The sequence below is a fragment of the Bifidobacterium sp. ESL0784 genome (assembly GCF_029433295.1).
Taxonomy (GTDB): Bacteria; Actinomycetota; Actinomycetes; order Actinomycetales; family Bifidobacteriaceae; genus Bifidobacterium.
On the sequence record NZ_JAQTHV010000003.1, the window covers coordinates 187,894 to 208,589 of the forward strand.

Annotated in this window: 16 protein-coding genes; 1 reads left to right on the forward strand and 15 read right to left on the reverse strand. The window is 55.5% G+C overall.

Annotated features, from left to right (window positions below):
- Positions 1 to 2: 2 nt before the first annotated feature.
- The 6 genes from PT279_RS05335 to PT279_RS05360 all read right to left on the reverse strand — a co-directional run bounded on the left by PT279_RS05335 (position 3) and on the right by PT279_RS05360 (position 7,423).
- A complete protein-coding gene (locus PT279_RS05335; protein WP_277166333.1) occupies positions 3 to 710 on the reverse strand; it encodes an HAD family phosphatase in 708 nt (235 codons plus the stop codon).
- Positions 711 to 801: 91 nt separating this feature from the next.
- Positions 802 to 3,294: a primosomal protein N' gene (locus PT279_RS05340; RefSeq protein ID WP_277166335.1), complete on the reverse strand. Its 2,493-nt coding sequence runs from the start codon at positions 3,292 to 3,294 to the stop codon at positions 802 to 804.
- Positions 3,295 to 3,406: 112 nt separating this feature from the next.
- Positions 3,407 to 4,717, reverse strand: a complete 1,311-nt coding sequence (locus PT279_RS05345; RefSeq protein WP_277166337.1) for a class I SAM-dependent methyltransferase — start codon at positions 4,715 to 4,717, stop codon at positions 3,407 to 3,409.
- Positions 4,718 to 4,916: 199 nt separating this feature from the next.
- Complete coding sequence (gene metK / locus PT279_RS05350; RefSeq protein ID WP_277166600.1) at positions 4,917 to 6,140, reverse strand: methionine adenosyltransferase; 1,224 nt, start codon at positions 6,138 to 6,140, stop codon at positions 4,917 to 4,919.
- A 183-nt stretch (positions 6,141 to 6,323) separates the two neighbouring features.
- Positions 6,324 to 6,617 carry a DNA-directed RNA polymerase subunit omega gene (gene rpoZ, locus PT279_RS05355; RefSeq protein ID WP_277166339.1) on the reverse strand — a complete coding sequence of 98 codons (294 nt, stop codon included), beginning with the start codon at positions 6,615 to 6,617 and terminating at the stop codon, positions 6,324 to 6,326.
- Between the two features lie 182 nt (positions 6,618 to 6,799).
- Positions 6,800 to 7,423, reverse strand: coding sequence for a hypothetical protein (locus PT279_RS05360; RefSeq protein ID WP_277166341.1), 624 nt, complete (start codon positions 7,421 to 7,423; stop codon positions 6,800 to 6,802).
- A 111-nt stretch (positions 7,424 to 7,534) separates the two neighbouring features.
- On the opposite strand from PT279_RS05360, the gene ilvD reads away from it, so the two are divergent.
- Positions 7,535 to 9,397 carry a dihydroxy-acid dehydratase gene (gene ilvD, locus PT279_RS05365; RefSeq protein ID WP_277166601.1) on the forward strand — a complete coding sequence of 621 codons (1,863 nt, stop codon included), beginning with the start codon at positions 7,535 to 7,537 and terminating at the stop codon, positions 9,395 to 9,397.
- Between the two features lie 248 nt (positions 9,398 to 9,645).
- Here the strand turns inward: ilvD and PT279_RS05370 are convergent, their stop codons facing one another.
- From PT279_RS05370 to PT279_RS05410, 9 genes are all read right to left on the reverse strand, one after another.
- On the reverse strand, positions 9,646 to 11,412 hold the full coding sequence (locus PT279_RS05370) for an ATP-binding cassette domain-containing protein (RefSeq protein ID WP_277166343.1): 1,767 nt from the start codon (positions 11,410 to 11,412) through the stop codon (positions 9,646 to 9,648).
- A gap of 383 nt (positions 11,413 to 11,795) precedes the next feature.
- Entirely contained in the window at positions 11,796 to 12,416 is a 621-nt protein-coding gene (gmk, locus tag PT279_RS05375) for a guanylate kinase (protein WP_277166602.1), read from the reverse strand.
- A 266-nt stretch (positions 12,417 to 12,682) separates the two neighbouring features.
- Positions 12,683 to 13,651 (reverse strand): amidohydrolase family protein, encoded by a 969-nt coding sequence (locus tag PT279_RS05380; RefSeq protein WP_277166345.1) that lies wholly within the window; start codon positions 13,649 to 13,651, stop codon positions 12,683 to 12,685.
- Between the two features lie 25 nt (positions 13,652 to 13,676).
- Positions 13,677 to 15,134, reverse strand: coding sequence for a PTS transporter subunit IIC (locus tag PT279_RS05385; RefSeq protein WP_277166347.1), 1,458 nt, complete (start codon positions 15,132 to 15,134; stop codon positions 13,677 to 13,679).
- A 391-nt stretch (positions 15,135 to 15,525) separates the two neighbouring features.
- Complete coding sequence (locus tag PT279_RS05390) at positions 15,526 to 16,395, reverse strand: L-ribulose-5-phosphate 3-epimerase (protein WP_277166349.1); 870 nt, start codon at positions 16,393 to 16,395, stop codon at positions 15,526 to 15,528.
- Positions 16,392 to 17,912: an FGGY-family carbohydrate kinase gene (locus PT279_RS05395; RefSeq protein WP_277166351.1), complete on the reverse strand. Its 1,521-nt coding sequence runs from the start codon at positions 17,910 to 17,912 to the stop codon at positions 16,392 to 16,394. The genes PT279_RS05390 and PT279_RS05395 overlap by 4 nt, the downstream gene beginning before the upstream one ends.
- A gap of 1 nt (position 17,913) precedes the next feature.
- Positions 17,914 to 18,927 carry a hypothetical protein gene (locus PT279_RS05400; protein WP_277166352.1) on the reverse strand — a complete coding sequence of 338 codons (1,014 nt, stop codon included), beginning with the start codon at positions 18,925 to 18,927 and terminating at the stop codon, positions 17,914 to 17,916.
- A gap of 25 nt (positions 18,928 to 18,952) precedes the next feature.
- The gene (locus tag PT279_RS05405) at positions 18,953 to 19,906 is read right to left on the reverse strand and encodes an NAD(P)-dependent oxidoreductase (protein ID WP_277166354.1); all 954 of its coding nucleotides are present in this window, start codon (positions 19,904 to 19,906) and stop codon (positions 18,953 to 18,955) included.
- Positions 19,907 to 20,192: 286 nt separating this feature from the next.
- Positions 20,193 to 20,663 carry a YhcH/YjgK/YiaL family protein gene (locus PT279_RS05410; protein ID WP_277166357.1) on the reverse strand — a complete coding sequence of 157 codons (471 nt, stop codon included), beginning with the start codon at positions 20,661 to 20,663 and terminating at the stop codon, positions 20,193 to 20,195.
- Positions 20,664 to 20,696 lie beyond the last annotated feature (33 nt).

Below are 20,696 nucleotides of genomic sequence, written 5' to 3' on the forward strand. Positions count from 1 at the left end.
TTTCAGTGCTGAATCCCGGGGATATCGATACCGGATTGCCTGAGTATTTCCCTCAACTTGTATGAATCATTGAATCGCACCCCACGTATGCCCGCAGAGTTCGCGCCAACGATGTTCATCGCTTTGTCATCGACGAACAAGGCGGTATCGGCCGGGATACCGAAGCGTTTCAACGAAAATTCGAAGATATCGCGATGCGGCTTGCGCAGCTTGACATAACCGGAGACCACAGCATCGTCCAGATCGCTTAGGATCGGATACATTTCCTTTGCCGGCGGGAACAATTCCGTCGCCCAATTCGACAGTCCCCAAACGCCGATGCCTGCGGCCTTCAGATCGTTGACCAGCACACGCATGCCCTCCACCGGGCCAATCAGTGAATCCACGAAATTACGGTAATAATAATCCGCCATCGTTGCCCATGGTTCACCATTCTTCCCGCGAACCCAAGCCACGGCCTGCGCCGCCGTTCCGCCGATATCCATGGCATCGCTGGCATCGTAGAAGCCCGAAACATCGTTATCAAGGAATTTGTCGGTCAGTTCCTTCGAGTACCGCGGCAGCATGGCAGCCTGAGGATCCCAACCAACGAGCACATTGCCGAAATCGAAAATCACGTTTTCGATAGGCTTGCTCACGGAACCTTTCGCCGCGTCCTCCGACTTAATCACGTTGTAATCCATTTCCGGTTCGCCCGGCCAGCCTTTCATGGCTCCTCCTTGCAAGAAAACACTTATCTTCGTCGCTGTTTCCATGGTTTCATGGCACAACGACGAAACCCACAGATGTAGTTGCCGACGGCTAAATAAAATCCTTGGGGTCAAGCTGGAACCGCAACTCGCCGGGGGTACGTGTGGCCACATGCCGGGCCACCTCGGTATGCAGGCGTTTGGCCAACTCTGCACGCAGCGGTTGCGGGACGCGCACCACGGCTTTAACGCGATCCTGGGTCGCTTCCAGTTCTCGGGCATCCACCGTTTTCGGCTGGGCGATGGGGACAGGGCCGAGAACCGACGGAAGGTCTCCGATCTCGCAGCTTACCTGGCTCCAGTCTCCGGTCAGCACGCCAATGTTATGCAGCGTTTCCATCACCGCTTTTCTGCGCCCCCAGACGCAAGCCACTGCAAAAACCGGAGACAACCCGGTTTCGGCACGTTCGTCAAGTTCTCTGGCGGCGAGGATGCGAGAATCCCATTGAATCAGCGATTCGGCGATTAACGGGTCAGTTTCGCCAATCAGGAGGACTTGCCCGCCAACTTTACGGCAGGCACACATCGAGGCGGCCCGCATCCATGCGGTAAGCGCGTCGATTCTGGCATCGACACCGGGAGCGTATAGGCTGGTCCATGCGTCAAGGATGGCCACGGCCTGATAATGGCCGGTACTGCCGTCCTCTTTCCTCACGCGGGGTTCGGCTTCCGGCGTGGCGATGACGATCAGCGGACGATCCGGCACCCATTCGACAATGCCGTTGGATTGGCTCGGACTGGAAAGCACCATGGGGATATCGCGGAACAGATGCTGCAGCTGTGCGGCCGTGCCCGCGGCACCCACACGCACCACGTTCATGCGCTTGCCATGGCAATGCGGGCAAGTCCAATCGCTGACCGGAGCCCCGCACCAGCGGCAGCGCGGCGCTCCTCCGCGAACTTGTTGCAGCGGGCCGGTGCAACGAGGGCAACGCGCCTGGCGATGGCAACGAGCGCAACTCAATACTTCGGCGATGCCGTCATGTGGAATGGAAAAGAGGATCGGACCGTTCTCCAAGGCCTGCGAAAGGGCCCGGACCGCGGTGTGCGGCACGCGGGCGCCGATGGACGGGTCGGCCAAGCGCGCCAGTTCGTCACGGTTGAGCCAACGAACCCACGGCGACACGTCCTCGACTACGGCCGGCAACGGATGTACCGGCGTGCTGAACCCACTCACAGGCGTTTCGCAGACTTCGACATGACAGGTCGGTTCGACGGAAAATATCGCATCATCGGCCTGTGCCTTTTGCTGCCTCGCTGATTCTTCTAGCTCTTGATGTCCCAGATTTTCGTAGGCATGCAACGGATAGGTTTCACCGGTTTCTAATATCGGTTCTGAGGGTTTTTTATCATTAGATAATACCGAATGACCAACAAGATCAGTATCTTCAACATTGTCCTTTTGGGCAACTGCGATTTTGGTTTCCAAAGCATTACCATCAACCGTGGTGCTTTTCCCGGAATTCCCGCTGACTTCCCATTCGCTGGTGGCGCTGCGGGCGTTGGCCATGGCAACGAACGCACCGCCACGGAGCTTGGCACGCAGACGCAGGACCCCGCGCGCGGCGGCATATGGCATCATCCCGTCTGCGTTCTGATAGGCCGCGTCCTCAAGAACGGCAAAGAGTCCGGGCCCTTCCACGGGCGCATACATCGCGGCTCTGGTACCGATGACGCAACGAACCTGACCGCTTGCTGCCGCGAGATATGACCGGTAACGCTCAGAGGGAGCCATAGCCGCTGCCAGCAACGCGAAATCACCGTCAAAGCCACCGTTGGTAGCTTTGGTCTGTTGGAAGGGCTTCAACCCGAACCTACGCAACGCGGCGGCTATATCGTTGACTTCGCGCATGGTCGGCAGCACCAGAACGGCCGTCCGTCCTGACTTGAGTGACTGACAGGCCATATAGGCAAGGTCATCGGCCCATCGGTTGGCTCCCGGCAACGCATCAACGACGAACGAGGCGAATCCGCCACCGCTTAACGAATCCTGCAACGCTATGGCCTGGTCGTAGCTTGCCCGCAAACGCTGTGAACCATGCTCAAGGTGGTCTTCGTCAAGCTTCACCCGGCCACGGCTTCCGACCCACTTTCCAGCCATCGCAAGATGCTGTTCCTTATCGACTTTAGCGACCCTTGGCGGAACGGCCAGACGCAAAATATTAGCTGGGGTTCCGCCGTATGCTTCGGCAATGGCGGAGATATCGCGACGCATCGAGGCCGACACTAAGACGCCCGGGGTCATGACCCGTTCGATATAGCGAAGCGCCGAAGCCGCGGTATGGCTTTCCCCGACACGGTTCCAGATGATGCCGTTGACACGCCTGCCGCCAAACCGTACGCGTATCATGACTCCCGGTTGTGCGGCCTCGGAGAATTTCTCGTCGATGAGATAGTCGAACGTCTGCCCCAAATGGGTGGCCTGCACGTCGAGCACGACCTGTGCGATCGGGTTTTCTGCAGCAGGCGTATGGGTGACAGTCTTGCGGCGCTTGCGCGGGGCCAGCCCGGCGAGCGCCGGTTGTTCGGCCTGCGGTTCACTCATGCTTCAATGATAACGTGGCTCACAAATTTTCGACACCTTGAAATTTTGGAAACCTCCCTAGAATACAAAAACGCCACGGCGCAAACCGTGGCGTTTTTATTCCGTATCAGATTCAGATTTCGGTCGGCTTGACGGTCGAATCCTCGACCCACCAAGGACGCAGCGGGTAGGTGTCGGTCATCTTCTCGTCGTCGGGACGCACGCAGAGGAACTGGTGGATCTGAATGTTGTTGAGTTCGAAGTTCAACGCACAACCGGCCATGTAGAGGCCCCACAGACGCGCCTTGGGCTCGCCCATCAGCTCGACGGCGCGGTCCCAGCCAGCCACGAGGTTCTTGTTCCAGTTATGCAAGGTCAGCGCATAATGCTGACGCAGGTTCTCCTGGTTGACGACCTCGAAGCCAGTATCCTGAATCACGGTCTCGATCTCGCCCGGGGAGGCCAGCTGGCCGTCGGGGAAGATGTAACGGTCGATGAACTCGCCGGCGGCCTTGCCCGTCATAGAGTTGACGCGGGTGATCTGGTGGTTCAGCAGGCGGCCGTTGGGCTTGAGCTTGTCGAAGATCTCCTTGAAGTAGGAAGGATAGTGCTTGAAGCCGACGTGCTCCATCATGCCGATCGAGCAGATGCCGTCGAAATCGCCTTCGGGCACGTCGCGGTAATCCATCTGACGCACCTCGGCGAGGTCTTCGAGGCCTTCGCGCTTGATCCATTCCTGTGCCCACTTGACCTGTTCGCCGGCCAAGGTGACACCCAAAACCTTGATGCCGCGCTGTGCGGCGCGAATCTCCATAGAACCCCAGCCGCAGCCGATGTCGAGCAGACGGTCGCCAGGCTTCAGGTTGAGCTTATCGAGCACGAGGTCAAGCTTGCGCCATTCGGCGTCCTCGAGCGAATCCTCGGGCGAGGTGAACACGCCACAGGTATAGGTCATGGAGGAACCAAGGAAGAGGCGATAGAACTCGTTGGACTGGTCGTAGTGATAGCTCACCGTGGCCTCATCGCCGGCCTTGGAGTGCGGCAGCAAACCTTCGGTGCGGCGCTTCCAGCGACTCGGACCCTCAATCGACGGGGCTTCGGGATGACGGATGCCGTGCGAATAGACGGAAGCGACGATGCGGGCCAAGTCGGCGGGGCTCGGCTTCTTCATATCCGGCTTCAGGGCCATGAGCTCTTTGAACACCTCATATGGGTCGCCCGGAATAAGCTCGGGTGAAGCGATGTCGCCTTGCAGATAAGCGCGCGCCAAGCCGAGATCATTGGGATGATCGACCATATAATACACAGCGCGCGAGTTGTTCACCGTGATGTGCAGGGGTGCGTCCTGCGGTCCGAACGACGAACCGTCGAATGCGGTAATGTTGATTTTTCCGTTGTCCTTCAGGAACATTGAAACCATATCGGCTACGGTCATAGCGGCCATGCGCAACCTCCATATATAAGCGTTTTATTGCATTTTCCTTATGCAAAACCATACTTAGCCTATTGCCCGCTTACGACACCGTAAGCGTTTTGCTGGTTGTGAAATTCTAAAAACCCGCCTTCGTCTCGCAAGATACAAAAAGAACCGCACCCCTGAAAATCTTTGGATGCGGCTCTTTGACAAACCAATATATAAAGGGTCAGCTTTCGGCAATGGCCGCCTTGAGCTCATCGACCTTGTCGGTGGCCTCCCATGTGAAGTCCGGATCGGTGCGGCCGAAGTGGCCATATGCCGCCGTCTTCAAGTAAATCGGGCGAAGCAGGTCGAGCTCGTCGATGATCGCTGCCGGGCGAAGGTCGAAGACCTTGCGCACCGCAGCCTGGATCTGCTCGCGGGTCACACCGCCAATTTCGGTGCCGAAGGTGTTGACGTTGACGCTCACCGGTTCGGCAACGCCGATGGCGTAGGCCACCTGCACCTCGACCTTGTGTGCGAGTCCTGCAGCAACGATGTTCTTGGCCACCCAGCGCGTGGCGTAGGCCGCAGAACGATCGACCTTGCTCGGGTCCTTGCCCGAGAAGGCGCCGCCACCGTGGTGGGCAGCACCGCCGTAGGTGTCGACGATAATCTTGCGGCCGGTAAGACCTGCATCTGCAGCCGGGCCGCCGAGAATGAAGGAACCGGTCGGATTGATCAGCACGCGGTAATCGTCGTGACGGATCTTGGTGCCGCAGACTTCTTCGAGCACCGGCTTGATGACGTGCTCCTGCAGCTGCTCCATCAGCCAGTCATGGCCGACCTCGGGGTCGTGCTGCGTGGAAATCAGAACGGTATCGACGCGAATCGGCCGGTCGTTGTCGTCGTATTCGATGGTGACCTGGGTCTTGCCATCCGGACGAAGATGCGGGACGATGCCTTCCTTGCGAACCTGAGCCAGACGGAACGCCAGGCGGTGCGAAAGATAGATCGGAAGCGGCATCAGCACGTCCGTCTCGTCGCAGGCGTAGCCGAACATGATGCCCTGGTCGCCGGCGCCCTGCGCCTCGTAGCGTTCCTCGCGCGAAACCGCAGATTCCTGCTCAGGGTTGAGACGGTCGACGCCCTGGTTGATTTCCGCGCTCTGTTCGGTCAGCGAGACCAGCACACCACAGGAGTCGGCGTCAAGGCCGACTTCGGAGGAAGTATAGCCGATGTTTTTGACGACATTACGCACGATGCGTTGAATGTCGGAATAACCCGAGCTGGTCACCTCGCCGAAAATAAGGAATTGCCCGATGGCGGCCGACGTTTCCACGGCCACGTGGGAATGGGGATCCTGACGAAGCATATCGTCAAGGATTGCGTCCGAAATCTGATCGCAGACCTTATCGGGATGCCCTTCGGTAACCGATTCCGCTGAAATCAGGCGACGCTCTTTTGTCACTTCTGTAGACACAGTGAACTTCTTTCTTCCATGCCAGAACCGCATAGCGGCCGACGTGTATACATACGGAAGGCAACACTACCCTTATGCCTCTATTTCAGCGGCCGATTGATACCCGGAGCATAGAAAAAGCCCGACTCCACAAATGGAATCGGGCTGAAGAAAAATGTCCAAGGACGGAAACTAGTCGAGGCTGCCTTCGCTCAGGTCGTCCTCGCCGAGAGTCTCCTCCAAGAGGCCTTCGTTGATCTCACGGAAGGCGATGGAAAGCGGCTTCTCGTTGTTCTGGTATTCCACCAACGGACCGACGTTCTGCAAAAGACCTTCGTTGAGCTGGGTGAAATAGGAATTGATCTGACGAGCGCGTTTCGCAGCGAAAATCGACAGCGAATACTTGTTGTGATCAGAATGTTCCATCAACTCGTCGATCGTCGGATCGGCAAGACCGCTCGGTGTAGGCTCGGTGCCAAATGCCATATTGTTTGCTCCCTAAAGAAAAATAAAGCTGCTCAAAAGATTGATTATACTCAACACCTATGATATTTCACTGCTTTCATTGAAAAGAGAAATACAAAATATACCGGTTATCAAAAAGAATCTTTCCTCGAAACCATAAATATGGAAACTGGAATCCCAAAGACAACGCGCATACGCAAGCCTTATCGTTTATCCCACTTGCGTAGGTCTTTCAACGGCTTGTAACCAGGCATATCCGGCCAAAACAACGTCTCGTCGTCATGGATGACATACGGCACCTTGGTTTTCCCTTTCAAACCCACCATCGATGGTGTGATGAAAGTCAGCACGTGGTCATCGCTCCAACCAGTGAGTTCGCAATCGGTATTCTTCCATCCCGAGCCGGTCAGGCAATTGAGCTTATTCGCCAAAACCATGGTGCTGGTGTCAACATCCAGCGTAACACGGCCGTTCTCATGTTGCATATAGCGAACATCCACGTTGATTTTCACATGGTCCATGTTCGGCATGCCGTCCGAATGAAGATAGATGTCTTCGCAATCCGCCGCGACATCCCGCTCCTTTTGCGAATAATTCGACAATACTGTCTGATTGTTTTCCAATGTCGCTTCGAGCAGGGCTACATAGGAATCCAACGATTTTCTTACATCAGGTTCAACGGATATCGTGCGTTCATCTTCCTTGATTTCATGCTGCCTCCACACATCTTTCACAGTGACGACGGCAACCGCCACTATGCACAATGCCAATATGGCAGCCAAGACAATCCACACCGCACGTCGAATCTTTTTATATGGGCTTTTCATACCAACCGCCTATCAATCACACAACGCAGTGAAATCATCTAAAAAAATCATTCATACATTTCATCATTTGGTCGCTATTCGGCAAATATGAGACAGATGAACTTATATGGAATCATGCAAATGCGCTCACATAATATCATGACCGGCCGCATGTTCGCCGGTGCCCGAGCACTCTATCGCGCCGCAGGCGTGGCCGGAGACGACTTGGGCAAGAAACCCATCGTCGCCATCGCCAACTCGTTCTCCGAGTTCGTGCCTGGCCATGTCCACCTCAACAAGGTCGGACGCCTCGTCTCGAAAGCCGTCGAAGAAGCCGGTGGCATCCCCCGCGAATTCAACACCATTGCCGTCGATGACGGCATCGCCATGGGCCACACCGGAATGCTCTACTCACTGCCGAGCCGTGACTTGATCGCCGACGCCGTGGAATACTCCGTCAACGCGCACTGCGCCGACGCACTGATCTGCATCTCCAACTGCGACAAGATCACCCCGGGTATGCTGATGGCCGCATTGCGCTTGAACATTCCCACCATTTTCGTCTCCGGCGGGCCAATGGAGGCCGGCGAAACCACATTGTCCAATGGCGAAACCGACACCACCGACCTGATCGACGTAATGTACGCTTCCGCAGACGACCACGTCTCCGACGAGGACCTGCTCTCTTACGAGAAGACCGTCTGCCCCACCTGCGGTTCCTGCGCCGGTATGTTCACCGCCAACTCGATGAACTGCCTGACCGAAGCGCTCGGCCTAGCTTTGCCCGGCAACGGCACCACGCTGGCCTCGCACGGCTATCGCAAACAGCTTTTCGTCGACGCCGGTCACAAAATCGTCGACCTCGCACACCGTTACTATGACGAGGATGACGAGAGCGTGCTGCCACGTGCCATCGCCACCAAGCATGCCTTCGAAAACGCCATGACCATGGACGTGGCCATGGGCGGTTCGACCAACACCGTGCTGCATATCCTCGCCGCCGCCCAGAGCGCTGACGTCAACTTCACACTTGACGACATCGAGCGCATCAGTCACACCGTGCCCTGCATCTGCAAGGCCAGCCCCTCCGGCGACTGGGAGATTTCCGACGTACACCGCGCCGGCGGCATCTGCGGCATTTTGGGCGAGCTCGACCGCGCAGGCAAGTTGCACAAGGACGTGCATTCCGTCGACTATCCGACGCTGGAAGCCAAGCTCGACGATTGGGACATCATGCGTCCGACCTGCCTTGCCAAGGCGAAGGAACTCTACCGTGCAGCACCTGGACATATCAAGTCCCCCGAACCGTTCACGCACGAAACGCTCTCCGATACGCTGGACACCGACCGCGTCAACGGCGCCATCCACGACATCGACCATCCTGCAGTGAAGGAAGGCGGCCTCGCGATTCTGCGCGGCAACCTCGCCCCTGACGGCTGCGTCGTCAAGACCGCGGGTGTGCCGGAGAACATCTGGAAGTTCCGCGGGCCGGCCCACATCGTCGAGTCCCAGGAGCAGGCCGTCGAAGTCATTCTTGGCGACAAGCTCAAGAAGGGCGAGGCGCTGGTCATTCGCTACGAAGGACCGAAGGGCGGACCGGGCATGCAGGAAATGCTCTACCCCACCTCATTCGTCAAGGGCAAGGGCATCGGCAAGGATGTTGCATTGATCACCGACGGCCGTTATTCCGGCGGTTCGTCAGGACTGGCCATCGGCCACGTCGCCCCCGAGGCGGCCAATAAGGGTCCGATTGCGCTCATCAAGGATGGCGACATGATCGACATCGATATCCCCAACCGCAAAATCGATGTGGAGCTCACCCCCGAGCAGTTCGAGGAGCGCCGCAAGGAGCTCGAGGCAGGGGACGGCTATGTCGCCCACCGTGACCGCAAGGTTTCGCTGGCCCTCAAGGCCTACGCCGCTTTCGCCCGTTCCGCAGACAAGGGTGCTACTCGAGACCCCGAGCTGATAAATCAGCTCTCTGGCCTCAAGTAGCCTTCGCTACCTTAACAGTCGTTCACCTCACCTACGGGGAGCCCACAGGACTCCCCGCTTCACGTTTCGGCCCGAGACCGCTGAGCTCATCAACAAGCTCAGCGGTCTTGCAAGGTGTGTTAACGTTTTAGCAAACGATTACAAAGCGATTCTGCATACGATTTCACCAGACATCGCAACCAGCGGCAGACTTCGACAATCAGCGACTATCCGATAACATATCGGCTTCGACTAAGGCATTGAAAAAATCATCGGATATTCCAGCGAATCGATGCAACTTTTTCAAGAAACCACATGTCGTGCGACACGACGATCAGCGCGCCGGCATAGCTCAAAAGCGCGTTGGCGAGCGCCTCCTTGGAGTGCAGGTCAAGATGGTTGGTCGGCTCGTCCAGTACCATCAACTGAGGGCCATCCAGCAGGCCAACACATAGCAGCAGTTTCCTCAACTCGCCGGGAGACAAGGCATCCCGAGTGTCGACAATCTGCGTTTCTTTGCCGGATGGACTGGTTTCGTGAGCTGTGAACTTCTCGACGATATCCAATACCCGCTTCGGATTCGAGTTAAGCTGCGCATAGTCGCTGAGTACCTTCGAACGCTGCATTTGGGCCAGCGAAACAAATCGGGACAATACCCCGCCTTGATCGTTTACGCCAGTCTCCTGCGGTATCACCAATATCGGCAGATTCTGCTGGCTGAATACCTGCAACAGTGCATTGACCAACGTGGACTTTCCGGTTCCGTTCGAACCCGTCACTCCGATATGGTCGGTAGGACCGACACTGAGACGCGGGACACGTATGCCCCGATAATTCGAGGACAAAACGGCATTCCCACCTCGGCTATCGGCACTATTTTCCGATGTTTTATCCACTGGCTCGCGTCCTTCATTTTCAGATCGATATGTACCGTCGCTTGTGTCAGTATCAAAACCGGATATCGACACTCGTCGAAGCGAGAAATCAGGCGGAAGGTTCTTCTCCGACAATCCGGATCCACCGTATTCGATGACGCCGGGGCCAAACCCCACCAACTCATCGTGATGACTTGGTCTGATGTCTGCTATCAAATCCAGCCGACCGTCATAGCGTTTCGCGCCAACCGCAATCCCCTGCTCGCGTTTCCGGGCGAATCCGATCCTCGCGCCAATCTGCGCACTAGCTGCCGAGGAGGATGCGTCACGCCCCATCATGTTCCGCATTTTCAAAGTATTGCGAGCATCATGATCTTTCGGGTCGATTTTTCTGCCGCCATGTTTTTTCGCTTCCACCTTTGCAACTTCATGGTCACGATCATGTTTGACAGCAGTGAGTCTGTTCACCTGTATCGTCGCCTCACGAAGCCTACGCTTTTCGCTCTCGTCATCCTTCCTGAGCTGCGATTGCGAGTCACTGAAATTACCGGGTCTCAATTTAATCTGAGTGAAATTGCGTCCATTACGATGAATCCTTTCGAAGTATGCGCAACGCGCGGCAACCCGATCTATGAACTCCACATCGTGAGAGACAAGAATGCCGATTTTGGAAAAAGTATCAAGTGCCGAACAGATGGCATCGCGTGTAGGGACATCCACATAATTCGTCGGCTCATCAAGCACCAGAACGTCTGGATGCACCGCGAGCGCACAGGCGACCTGAACACGTTTCGCCTCCCCTCCCGAAAGTGTGTCGTAACGATAAGGCCAATCATCGCCGATACCCAGCAATTTCCTTATGTGCAAGGTTTCAGCTGACCAATCGGCGGCGAAATCGTCCAGATTGTCTGGCGGCAGTTTCGCGTCCTGCCGACAGAACGCAGACACCATTGTGGACGGGGCAGGCGAGACATGGCCACTTTGCGGTTGCAAGCCCCCAATCGCAAGCCTCGCCAATGTCGTTTTGCCGATGCCGTTGTCACCCAGCAAAACCGTCCAGCCCGGCGACAGGGTCAATGAGACATCCTCGATAATAGGTTCGATGCTTTCCGGATATGAAAAAGTGATATGCGATAACGTCAAAACTTGTGGATTATTCATGGACATTGCCCCTTTTAAAGAAATGAACTCAGCGATATTTTCTGGTCCGCAAGGACCCTCGACACGAATATCGCTGCCATATGGCGCACTGCCGCAACGTGACGGTTAGATTCTCTTAGATTTCTTCATCCAAACGAAAATATGAACAATGACTGCAATGCGCCTCGATGCGCTTGTTCACCGTCATGTTCAGAAAAGCAATATAAAACTCCGATTTCACTCAATAATTACTGTCTATTATAACCACGATATCGATAAAGACAAATAAAAAATTGAGATATTAGCTATTCGAAATCAAAAGATTTGCATAGGAGATGAATTGCATACGGCATTGAATACCGAAATCCATTAGCCTCGCAAAAACATCTTCCAACGTTACTTTTTCACTCAGCGATCCCGTATTCCTTGGCGATGACATCCCAGAGTTCGTCGGCGGCGCGATCAACGGTGTCGTTGACAATCCTGACGTCGAATTCGGGCTCGGCGGCCAGCTCGACCTTGGCGGTCTCAAGACGCTTCTTGCGCTGTTCCTCGTTCTCGGTACCTCGGCCAATCAAGCGCTTCACCAGTTCGTCATAGCTTGGTGGCGCGATGAAAACTGAGACAATTTCAAGGTTTAACTCGGCAGCGCGCTGCTTCACACGGCGGGCACCCTGCAAATCGATTTCAAGAATCGTGGGGATGTTCCTGGCCAAATGATCGAGCACCGGCTGCAACGGCGTGCCATAATGGGCCATGCCGTGCACGACGGCGGTCTCCAAAAACCAGTTCCGCCTCTCACGCGCGACGAACTCGTCTTCGCTCATGAACCAGTAGTTCTTCCCGTTGACCTCCCCCGGCCGCGGATCACGCGTGGTGGCGGAAACGGAAACCCAGACTTCTGGATGCTTGGCGAGCAGCTTCGCCTCGACGGTTCCCTTGCCGACGGCCGTAGGCCCGGTCAGCACAATCAGCCGTCCCTTGTGCGCCTGCGCCTCGTTGGTCTTCATCTCACCGTTTTCCATCAATATCCCTCTCCTTGCAAGCCCACAGATTATTCTATCCAAGCCACCGAATCGAAAAACCTCATGCAATCATAATCTGTATCAATCTCTGACATGGATGAACCGGATAACACTTTGGCCCCGCCAGCTATGAATGCCAACGGGGCCAAAACTTGGAAAAACAAAACTTGGAAAAATTCGACTGGGTTGCGCGGTACCTAGGAGCCCGAACTCAACGCTCACGGGCTTAACCAAGCCCGCGCAACCCTATCATCACATCATACGGCTCACTCTCCGGTGACCGGATCGACAGCTTCGGCCGCAGCCTTGACGTTTTCCGGCTTGAAGTAGATACGTTCCGGATTGTTGTAGAACACATCCTCAAGCTCGGACTCGGTGAAGATATCCGTAGCCTCGAGCCAGGTAGCCAAGTTGTGGTACGAGTTGAAGGTCGAGGACCACGGCGAATCAGTGCCCCAGAAGATGCGCTTGGCGCCAAGCACCTTCTTGGCCAGAGCGGTGTCCTTCTGGGAGCGCGGGAACGGGAACTCGGTCTCGCCCTCGATATCCTCGATCGCGGAAAGCTCGACGGAGATGTTCGGGTACGGCTCCCACTGACGCAACTCGCATTCCAAGCGATTGAGATGGTCAGCGTTCGGGAAGGACAGGTGGCAGACCACAAAGTCAAGCTGCGGGTAACGCTGCGCAAGGTTGGCGATGGCTTCGGGCTGATGGCTCAACTGCGTGTAGTCACCATAGTCCACGGTCACCACGAAGCCGGGGTAATCCGAGATGTAGTGGAAGAAGAGACCAAGCCTTGGGTCATTGTCGAGACGGAACGCATGGTGGTAGCCCATCAGGCCACCTCCCTGGCTGATCTCAAGCTTGACCGCACGGAAGCCGAGGTCGTCGATATGGCGCTTGACCGAGGTCATCGCCTCGTCGCTGAACGGGTCGAACGAGAAGGCGCCGATGAAACGATCCGGGTACTTCTTGACCGTCTGATAGGTGTAGTAGTTCTGGAAGGCGTAGAGGCTGCCCTGGAGGAGCACAGCCTTGTTGATACCGTTTTCATCCATAACTTTCAGCGCCGACTCGGCGAGGAAGTCGTCGTCGCCCCAGCCGTCGGGAATGAGCTTGAGGGGCATGCCGTTGTCCCAGACGGCCTTGCCACCGCCCAGCGGAGTCATGCGGCCTTTGCCGTTGTAGCCGGAGACCGAACGAACCAGATGCATATGTCCGTCAATTTTTTTCATGATATTACTCCTTTGTTATTTATTATCAGTACGTTATCTTTTCATCGCTGCCCGCATATCCGGCATTCTTGTCGGACATCTTGCGCAGGTAACGCCAAATCTGAGAACGATACTTGCGAAGCAGGAACAGCAAAACCAGATACACAACCACGCAGCCGCCGATGATGAACGGGTTCTTCGAGATGAAGGCCGCGAAGATGAGGGCGTTCAACGGGCGTGCCATGAGGTTGAAGCTGGTGATCAGCACCACACCTGCCGGGATGGCCGCGCCGTACTGCGAAACCGCTCCGGTGTAGATGTCGCCGAGCCAGCTGGAGGCGTAAAGGCCAAGGCTGAACCAGACGACGCCGTTGGCGATGACCTTCAGGATGTTGCCACGGGTGATGGCCACGATGGACTCGACCATGAACGGCAGGGAGATGAGATCGACGATGGGCAGGGTCTTGTTGCCGGGGAGCAGGAAGGCGATGACCACCATAATCGGGATGAGGATGACGCCGGAAATGATGGTCGCGGGCTCGCCGTAGCCGACACCGTCGTCCACGCCGAGGAACCAACGCTTCTTGTCGTCGATTTCATCGACGGGAGCATCGTCTTCCGCACTGGCCTTCTTCTTGCGGTTCTCGTCGATTTCCTCAGCCAACGGGGTGAAGGCCTTGGAGAAGACGTTGGTGACCAGCGGGAAGATGGTCATTACGGCGGAAAGTTCGATGGCGAAGGACAGAATTTGCCCCCAAGCCTTCAGGCTCGCCAAATTCGTAATGTTGGCAATCAGGCCGATGATCAGGCCCAGGATGATGCCGAGTGTGGTCGGCTCGCCGAAGACGCCGAGCTTCTTTTTGAAGTATTGCGGGGTCATCTTGACCTTGTTGAAGCCGAGGAGGTTCCACAACGGGTCGAGAAGAATGGCCGGAACCACCTGCTCAATGTTGTGCAGGGAGGCGACCGACGCGTTCTTCACACCGTAGTAATCGGACCAGCGGTCAGCTTGGACTTCGGCCAGCAGCAGTGCGTACAAGAGCATGAAGAAGGAGAGACCCAGCGAAAGGGCGAAGTTATGGGTGACGTAGTAGCACAACGTGCCCCAAATCATGAAGCCGAAGTTGTTCCACAGATTGGAAGCCATGAAAATCTTGGTGGCTCCAAGCGCGAAGAGCAACAGCTCGACGATCAGGCCGAACACGAAGAACGTCAGACCCACCGGGGAACCGAAGGAGGCCAACGAACCGGCCTGCCAGCCGATATCGACCACCGGCAGCTTGATGCCGGTATTGTTGACCATCTGCTTGATGACCTTGGTCACCACAGGTGTGAAAGCCTGGATGATCCAGGTGAAGCCTGTGAGCCCAACGCCGGCATAGAAAGCACTCATCATTGCGGTTTTGGGTTTCACCCGCAGACACAGCGCGACGATGAAGATCATGATCGGGACGACGACGCTGGCCCCGAAGGTCTGGAAGATTTGATTTACGGTTTGGAGCATTTCCGCTCACACTTTCTTTCAAGGTACAGTTCACGCCCAAAAGGGACATTTGTACGACGAATTCCTTGAAACATTTCGGTGCAAACACTGCACCATTGTTCGGTATTGAAGGAGTTGGCTTCATCGCCTTCAACTATGCAATCATGACTACTTCATCGATTGCTTTTGGTTTGTTTTGCCGCCCGTGGGAAATACTCGTGCCTTCACACCGTTTCTGAATGGTGGTGCGAGGCCCGTCATTGCCCTCTAGCTCAGGGTTGGAGTCATTCTAGATCTTGGACGGTCGAGCTCCAACCCCTGAAACAAGCCCTTCATCATCAAGCTTTGTCATAGGATTCTTCTTTCTCATCATGGCCTCCCAGACGCAACCGTCCGGGATTTCTCATAAAAGTCAGTCGACCGGTTCCTGCTCGATGCCGACCTTGCGGAAGATGTCGTCAAAGAAGCTTTTGGCCTTTTTGACCTCGGCAATGGGATCGGGAGCCTTGCTGGTCCACATTTCGATGGTCATCGCTCCGGTGTAGCCCAAACGATGCAAGGTGCGCAGGCATCCTTCGAAATCGACAGAGCCATCGCCGAACGGAACATCGCGGAACTGGCCCTTGCCGGTGGCACTTACCGGTTTGCTGTCTTTCAGATGGACGGAAACGATGTTGTCGATACCCATCTCCAGCTCCTTGCCGACATCGTTTTCCGGCCAGCCGGAAAGGTTGCCGAGGTCGGGATAGGCCTGCAGCCACGGGCTGTGAATCTGGGTCTTCAGATAGATGATCTTCTGCAACGAGTTCAGGAAGGGGTCGTCCATCGTTTCGATGTCGAGCATGACCTGACGTGTCGCCGCGTATTCGACACCTTTCTTGAGGTTTTCGACGAACCATTCTCGCGATTCGAGCGTTTTCGGCTCGTAATACACGTCATATCCTGCCATCTGAATATTTCGGATGCCAAGGTCGTAGGCGAGATCGATCGCCTTGTAAAGCATTTCAAGGCTGTGCTCGCGCACTTTGGGATCGGCCGAACCCATGGGGAAACGGCGGTGGCCGCTCAGCATCAACGTGTGGATGCGCACACCCGTGTCCCAAGCCGCGTTGCGCAGGTCTTCACGCTGCTCACGCGTCCAGTCCAGACGGGCCAGACGTTCGTCGCTTTCGTCCACCGAAAACTCGATGAAATTGAAACCGAGGTCATGCACCAGCTGCAGGGTCTTGTGCCAGGACTCGACGGCAGACAACGCCTTTTCGTATATACCCAGTGAATTCATCGTGTTCCTTCCTTCCGGGTTGCATGTAATTTCGACCAGACACCGTCCAAGGCATCCAGCAAAATCTGATAACGCTGATATTTCTCGTCGTATTTGCGATGTTGCGCCCCGTCAGGCTCGAAGTTCGAGTCGACGTGAATCATATGGTCTGCGGCCTGCCGCAAGTCGGAATAGCCACCTGTGGCATAGGCCGAAAGCACTGCACCGCCAAGGCCAGTGATTTCATGGCCTTTGATGGTTTGAACTGGAATGCCGATGATATCGGCGAACATCTGCATCCAGGAAGGCGAGTTGGCCGCTCCCCCGCAGATCCGCAGGGATTGCGGACGGGTGGTATCGCTGCGCAGCAACTGGTCAATATGCTGACGATGCGCAAAAACAACGCCCTCGTAAACCGCGCGGACCAGCTGCATGCGTGTGGTCGTGCTTCCCAGACCCACGAAGGAGGCCATGGCATCGGGGTCGCTGTTGCTGCCATAGAGGAAGGGAGTGTAGAGGACCTGCGTGAAATCGGCGTCCTCCTGCTGAAGGTTCGCCTCCAACCGGCGGTAATCCTCGTCGCTCTCCTTTCCGGTAGGCGAAAGCAACCGCAGAATCCGGCTCAGGTTGCCCGACGAAGTGGGGCTTGAGGCTTCGACCAGCACCCTGTCTTTGAGGAATAGGGAGTTCATGATGCCGAGCATGCGAGGGGTCGGTTCTTTGCAAAGATAGGTGTTGATACTCCACGTGCCGGCAATCACGGAATAATGATTGTGATTCAAGGTTCCCGAGCCCAGCGTGCCCGCATCAATGTCAAAAAGACCGCCGGTGACCGGAGTTCCTTCAATGAGACCGGTCTCATAAGAAGCTTGAGCATCTACTTTATCTACGATATCCGCCGATTCGACCAGGCCCGGCAGCCATTGCCTGGCCTCGGATACGCCAAAGAAGGCAAGGAGCCTGTCGTCATAGTTTCGGGTCTTGAGATTGATGAGATTGTTGCCCGAAGCATCTCCTATCTCCTGATGGATGCCGCCGGTCAGTAGGTAACGCACGAAATCCTTCGCCGAAAACACGTTGCCGATGCCGTCGTAACGCTCTGGCTCGTGGTCCTTGATCCAGCGCAGCAGCACCGGAGCCTGGCTGGCCATGACGTGCTGATGGCTGATCGGGTAGATCTCTTCGATCCTGGTCTCGAAGCTCTTCGCCAGGTCGTTGGCCCGTTCATCGGTTGACAAGATGCCGTTGCAGAAAATCTCTCTGTTTTTGCCGAGAAGATAGAGCCCTTTGCCGTGCCCCACACAGGTGATGCAAGCGATGTCTTTGGGTAAGATTCCCGTTTGCGAGAGCACCTGCCGGATTGCGGCGAACAGTGAATCGCGCATCCCTTTCAGGTCTATCTCACGCATTTCGGCCCTGTCTTGAATCCAAGGTGTATTGAAAACGGAAACCCCGATCTGCGCTCCTTCTTCGTCGAAGAGCAGCGCGCGAGTATTGGTGCCGCCATTGTCAAGAATAAGGAAATAATGTCCGGCCATCTTACTTCTCCTCATCGGTTATGCGGTAAATGGCTATGGAATTGCTCTCGCGATTGGCGCTCAACAGATAATCTTCGCCGTCCTTGCGAAAGATCGTGACATTGCTGGGGCCGACTCCGGATTCGATGACGGTTTTGTGCATTTTGCGCTCTGGGGCCGTAATGGTCATGAGCTCCTGGTCTCCCCCACGGTAGCCAAAGAGGAAATAAGGTTTGCCGAAGAGCATCTCGCTGTCGATGGCATGACCGAACGGCGAACCGCCTTCGGTGGCATCCAGCGTCTGGAACCGGTCGTCATAAAGTCTTAAATGGTCGCCGTGGAAGCCTTGGATGGCCAAGTATTCCTGATGGCCGTCGCCATCGATGTCGATCATGGCGATGTCGCTGGTCTCTTCTTCGGCCAGTCGCTCGATGCGCCAATCCTCGCCATTTTGTGGATAATGCAGGCGGAAGATGCCTTCATGACCAGTGACCAGCGAGGTCGTAGGGGTTTCACGACGATATCCGTGGTTCTTGGTGATACGGATATCAAGTTCCCGAACATCTTTAAGACAGTCAGCCACTGGGTCGTAGGCACCTACGAAAACCTTGCCCGGATCGGACCAGTCGTCGGTGAATTTCTTGGAATTGGCGATGGAACAGCCGATGTACCAGTAGCCGCCGTCGTGTTTGATGATGTCGAAACGGTGGATATAAGGCGTCTCTGCTATCGGTTTGACGTCCCAGTCTCTGCCGTTGAAATGCGCGTGCACGATGCGGCAGGTCTTGGAGTTGAACCCAGGATAGAAACGCTGGGTGGCCAGGAAATCAAGCGTCCCCGGCAGCTGGACCATGGTCATCGTGCCGCCGACATCCGGCCAGACCGTGATACGACGATAATTATCATCGAGGTCGTAGGCATAACAGGGGCGATTTTCCTCGGAAGCGATAAGCGCAAAATCGCGTCCGAGTTCGTTCATCCGCAAGATTGCGTAGCCATGATCGAGCTCGTCTTTGAAAACCTTGGAAAATCGCATGACTTCTCCTTTTGCCTAGCAGAACTTACTTGTTGACGACGTTGATCGGCTTACCATCAAAGAAGCTGATCAGGTTGTCGGTGGCTTCTGCGGCCAGCCCGATACGGGCCTCGATGGTGCCGGTACCCGCATGAGGCGAAAGCATGACGTTGGGCAACGAGCGCAGCTTCTCAGAAACCTTGGGCTCGAACTCAAAGACGTCGAGCCCAGCACCGGCAATCTGACCGGATTCCAGTGCATCGACGAGCGCTTGCTCCTGCACGATCGGACCGCGTGCAGCGTTGATCAGATAGGCATCGTTCTTCATCCTGGCGAAGGCCTCGGCGTCGAAGAGCCCATGGGTGCTCGGCAGTTCAGGAGCGTGGATGGTCACCACATCGGAACGTTTCAACAAGTCGTCGAAAGAAACATATTCACAATTGTTTTCGCGGTCGAAATCCTCGCCAAGAGGGCAATCGTTGTTGTAGATGACCTTCATGCCGAAAGCCTGCGCATACTTGGCAACGGTCTTGCCGATACGGCCCATGCCGAAAACGCCCAGAGTCAAACCGTTCAAGGTACGACCCTGATACTTGCGCTCGGAGGGATCGATCCAGTCTCCGCGGCGGACGATGCCGTCGTAGAAATGCAAGCGCTTCACTGCGGCAAGAATCAACGCCATGGTGAACTCGGCCGTCGGGATGCGCACCTCGCGCGGGCTGTTGGAAACCACGATGCCCTTCTGCTTGGCGTAGGCGACATCGACGTGGTCGTAGCCGACACCGTTGAGCGAGATGACCTTCAGGTTGTTACAGGCATCGAGCAGTTCACGGTCGCCTTTCTGGGCCATAAGAATCATGCCGTCATATTCGTGGCCGTGCTCCAGAACGAAGTCACGGGTGAACGGCTTGTCAGCGGAATACGTCACGTCAAAACGATCGAACAGTTTGTCGAGTCCTTCGCGAGGTACAATCCCCGTCACTAGAATTTTTTCGGTCATTGTTGTTCTCCTTGATACTCGTTAGCGAATCATCGTTAAGCCCATTTATTTTTGAGATAAATCCTGTCATTGCAAGGATGACACCGGTCTCATATGGTACAGAAATCTAATTATTTCTTTCTTACATGTTAAGTATCTCCTAATGACACCGGTATCATTTTTAATTAAATAATAATTTTTATTATAAATAAAAAAATAAAGCTGTCAAATGAAACACGCCATATTCATCAGGGCTGTTTTTCGGGATTTACTGACGCATCGATTTGCTGTTGAAGCAGAGAAAAACTCAACGCACCGAAATCTTGACGACGACCTTGTGCACCGGTTCGGCGGTGTCTCCTACCATGCCACGCGGTGCATGCATATCCTCGGGATAGACCAAGACATAATGGCCCGGGGTCAGCAGCACGCGATTGTGATGGTCCGGGTGCGGGTAGAAGACAATGTCGTTATCCGCATTGTATTCGGTGTTGGGCTCCACGCTGCCGGTATCCCACCAACGCACATATTCCTGCCCCGAAAGCAAGTAGTGCAGATCGATGTGGTCGCGGTGGCTTTCGTAGCTGATGGTCTGGTAATCCATGGAATCGTAGCTCTGCAGATGCACGACGATATCGTCTGTGCCGTCCAGCGAATATGTTTCGTCGGCTTTCCCGGAGAGCTCCATCGCATGGGCGTTGAGGTAGGCGATGGCCTTGTCGATGCGTGCACGGACCTTGGGATCGACGCGGTAATCCAATGCATTTCCGTTTTCCATAATGAATCTCCTTTGCATTCGTGAGGAATCAGG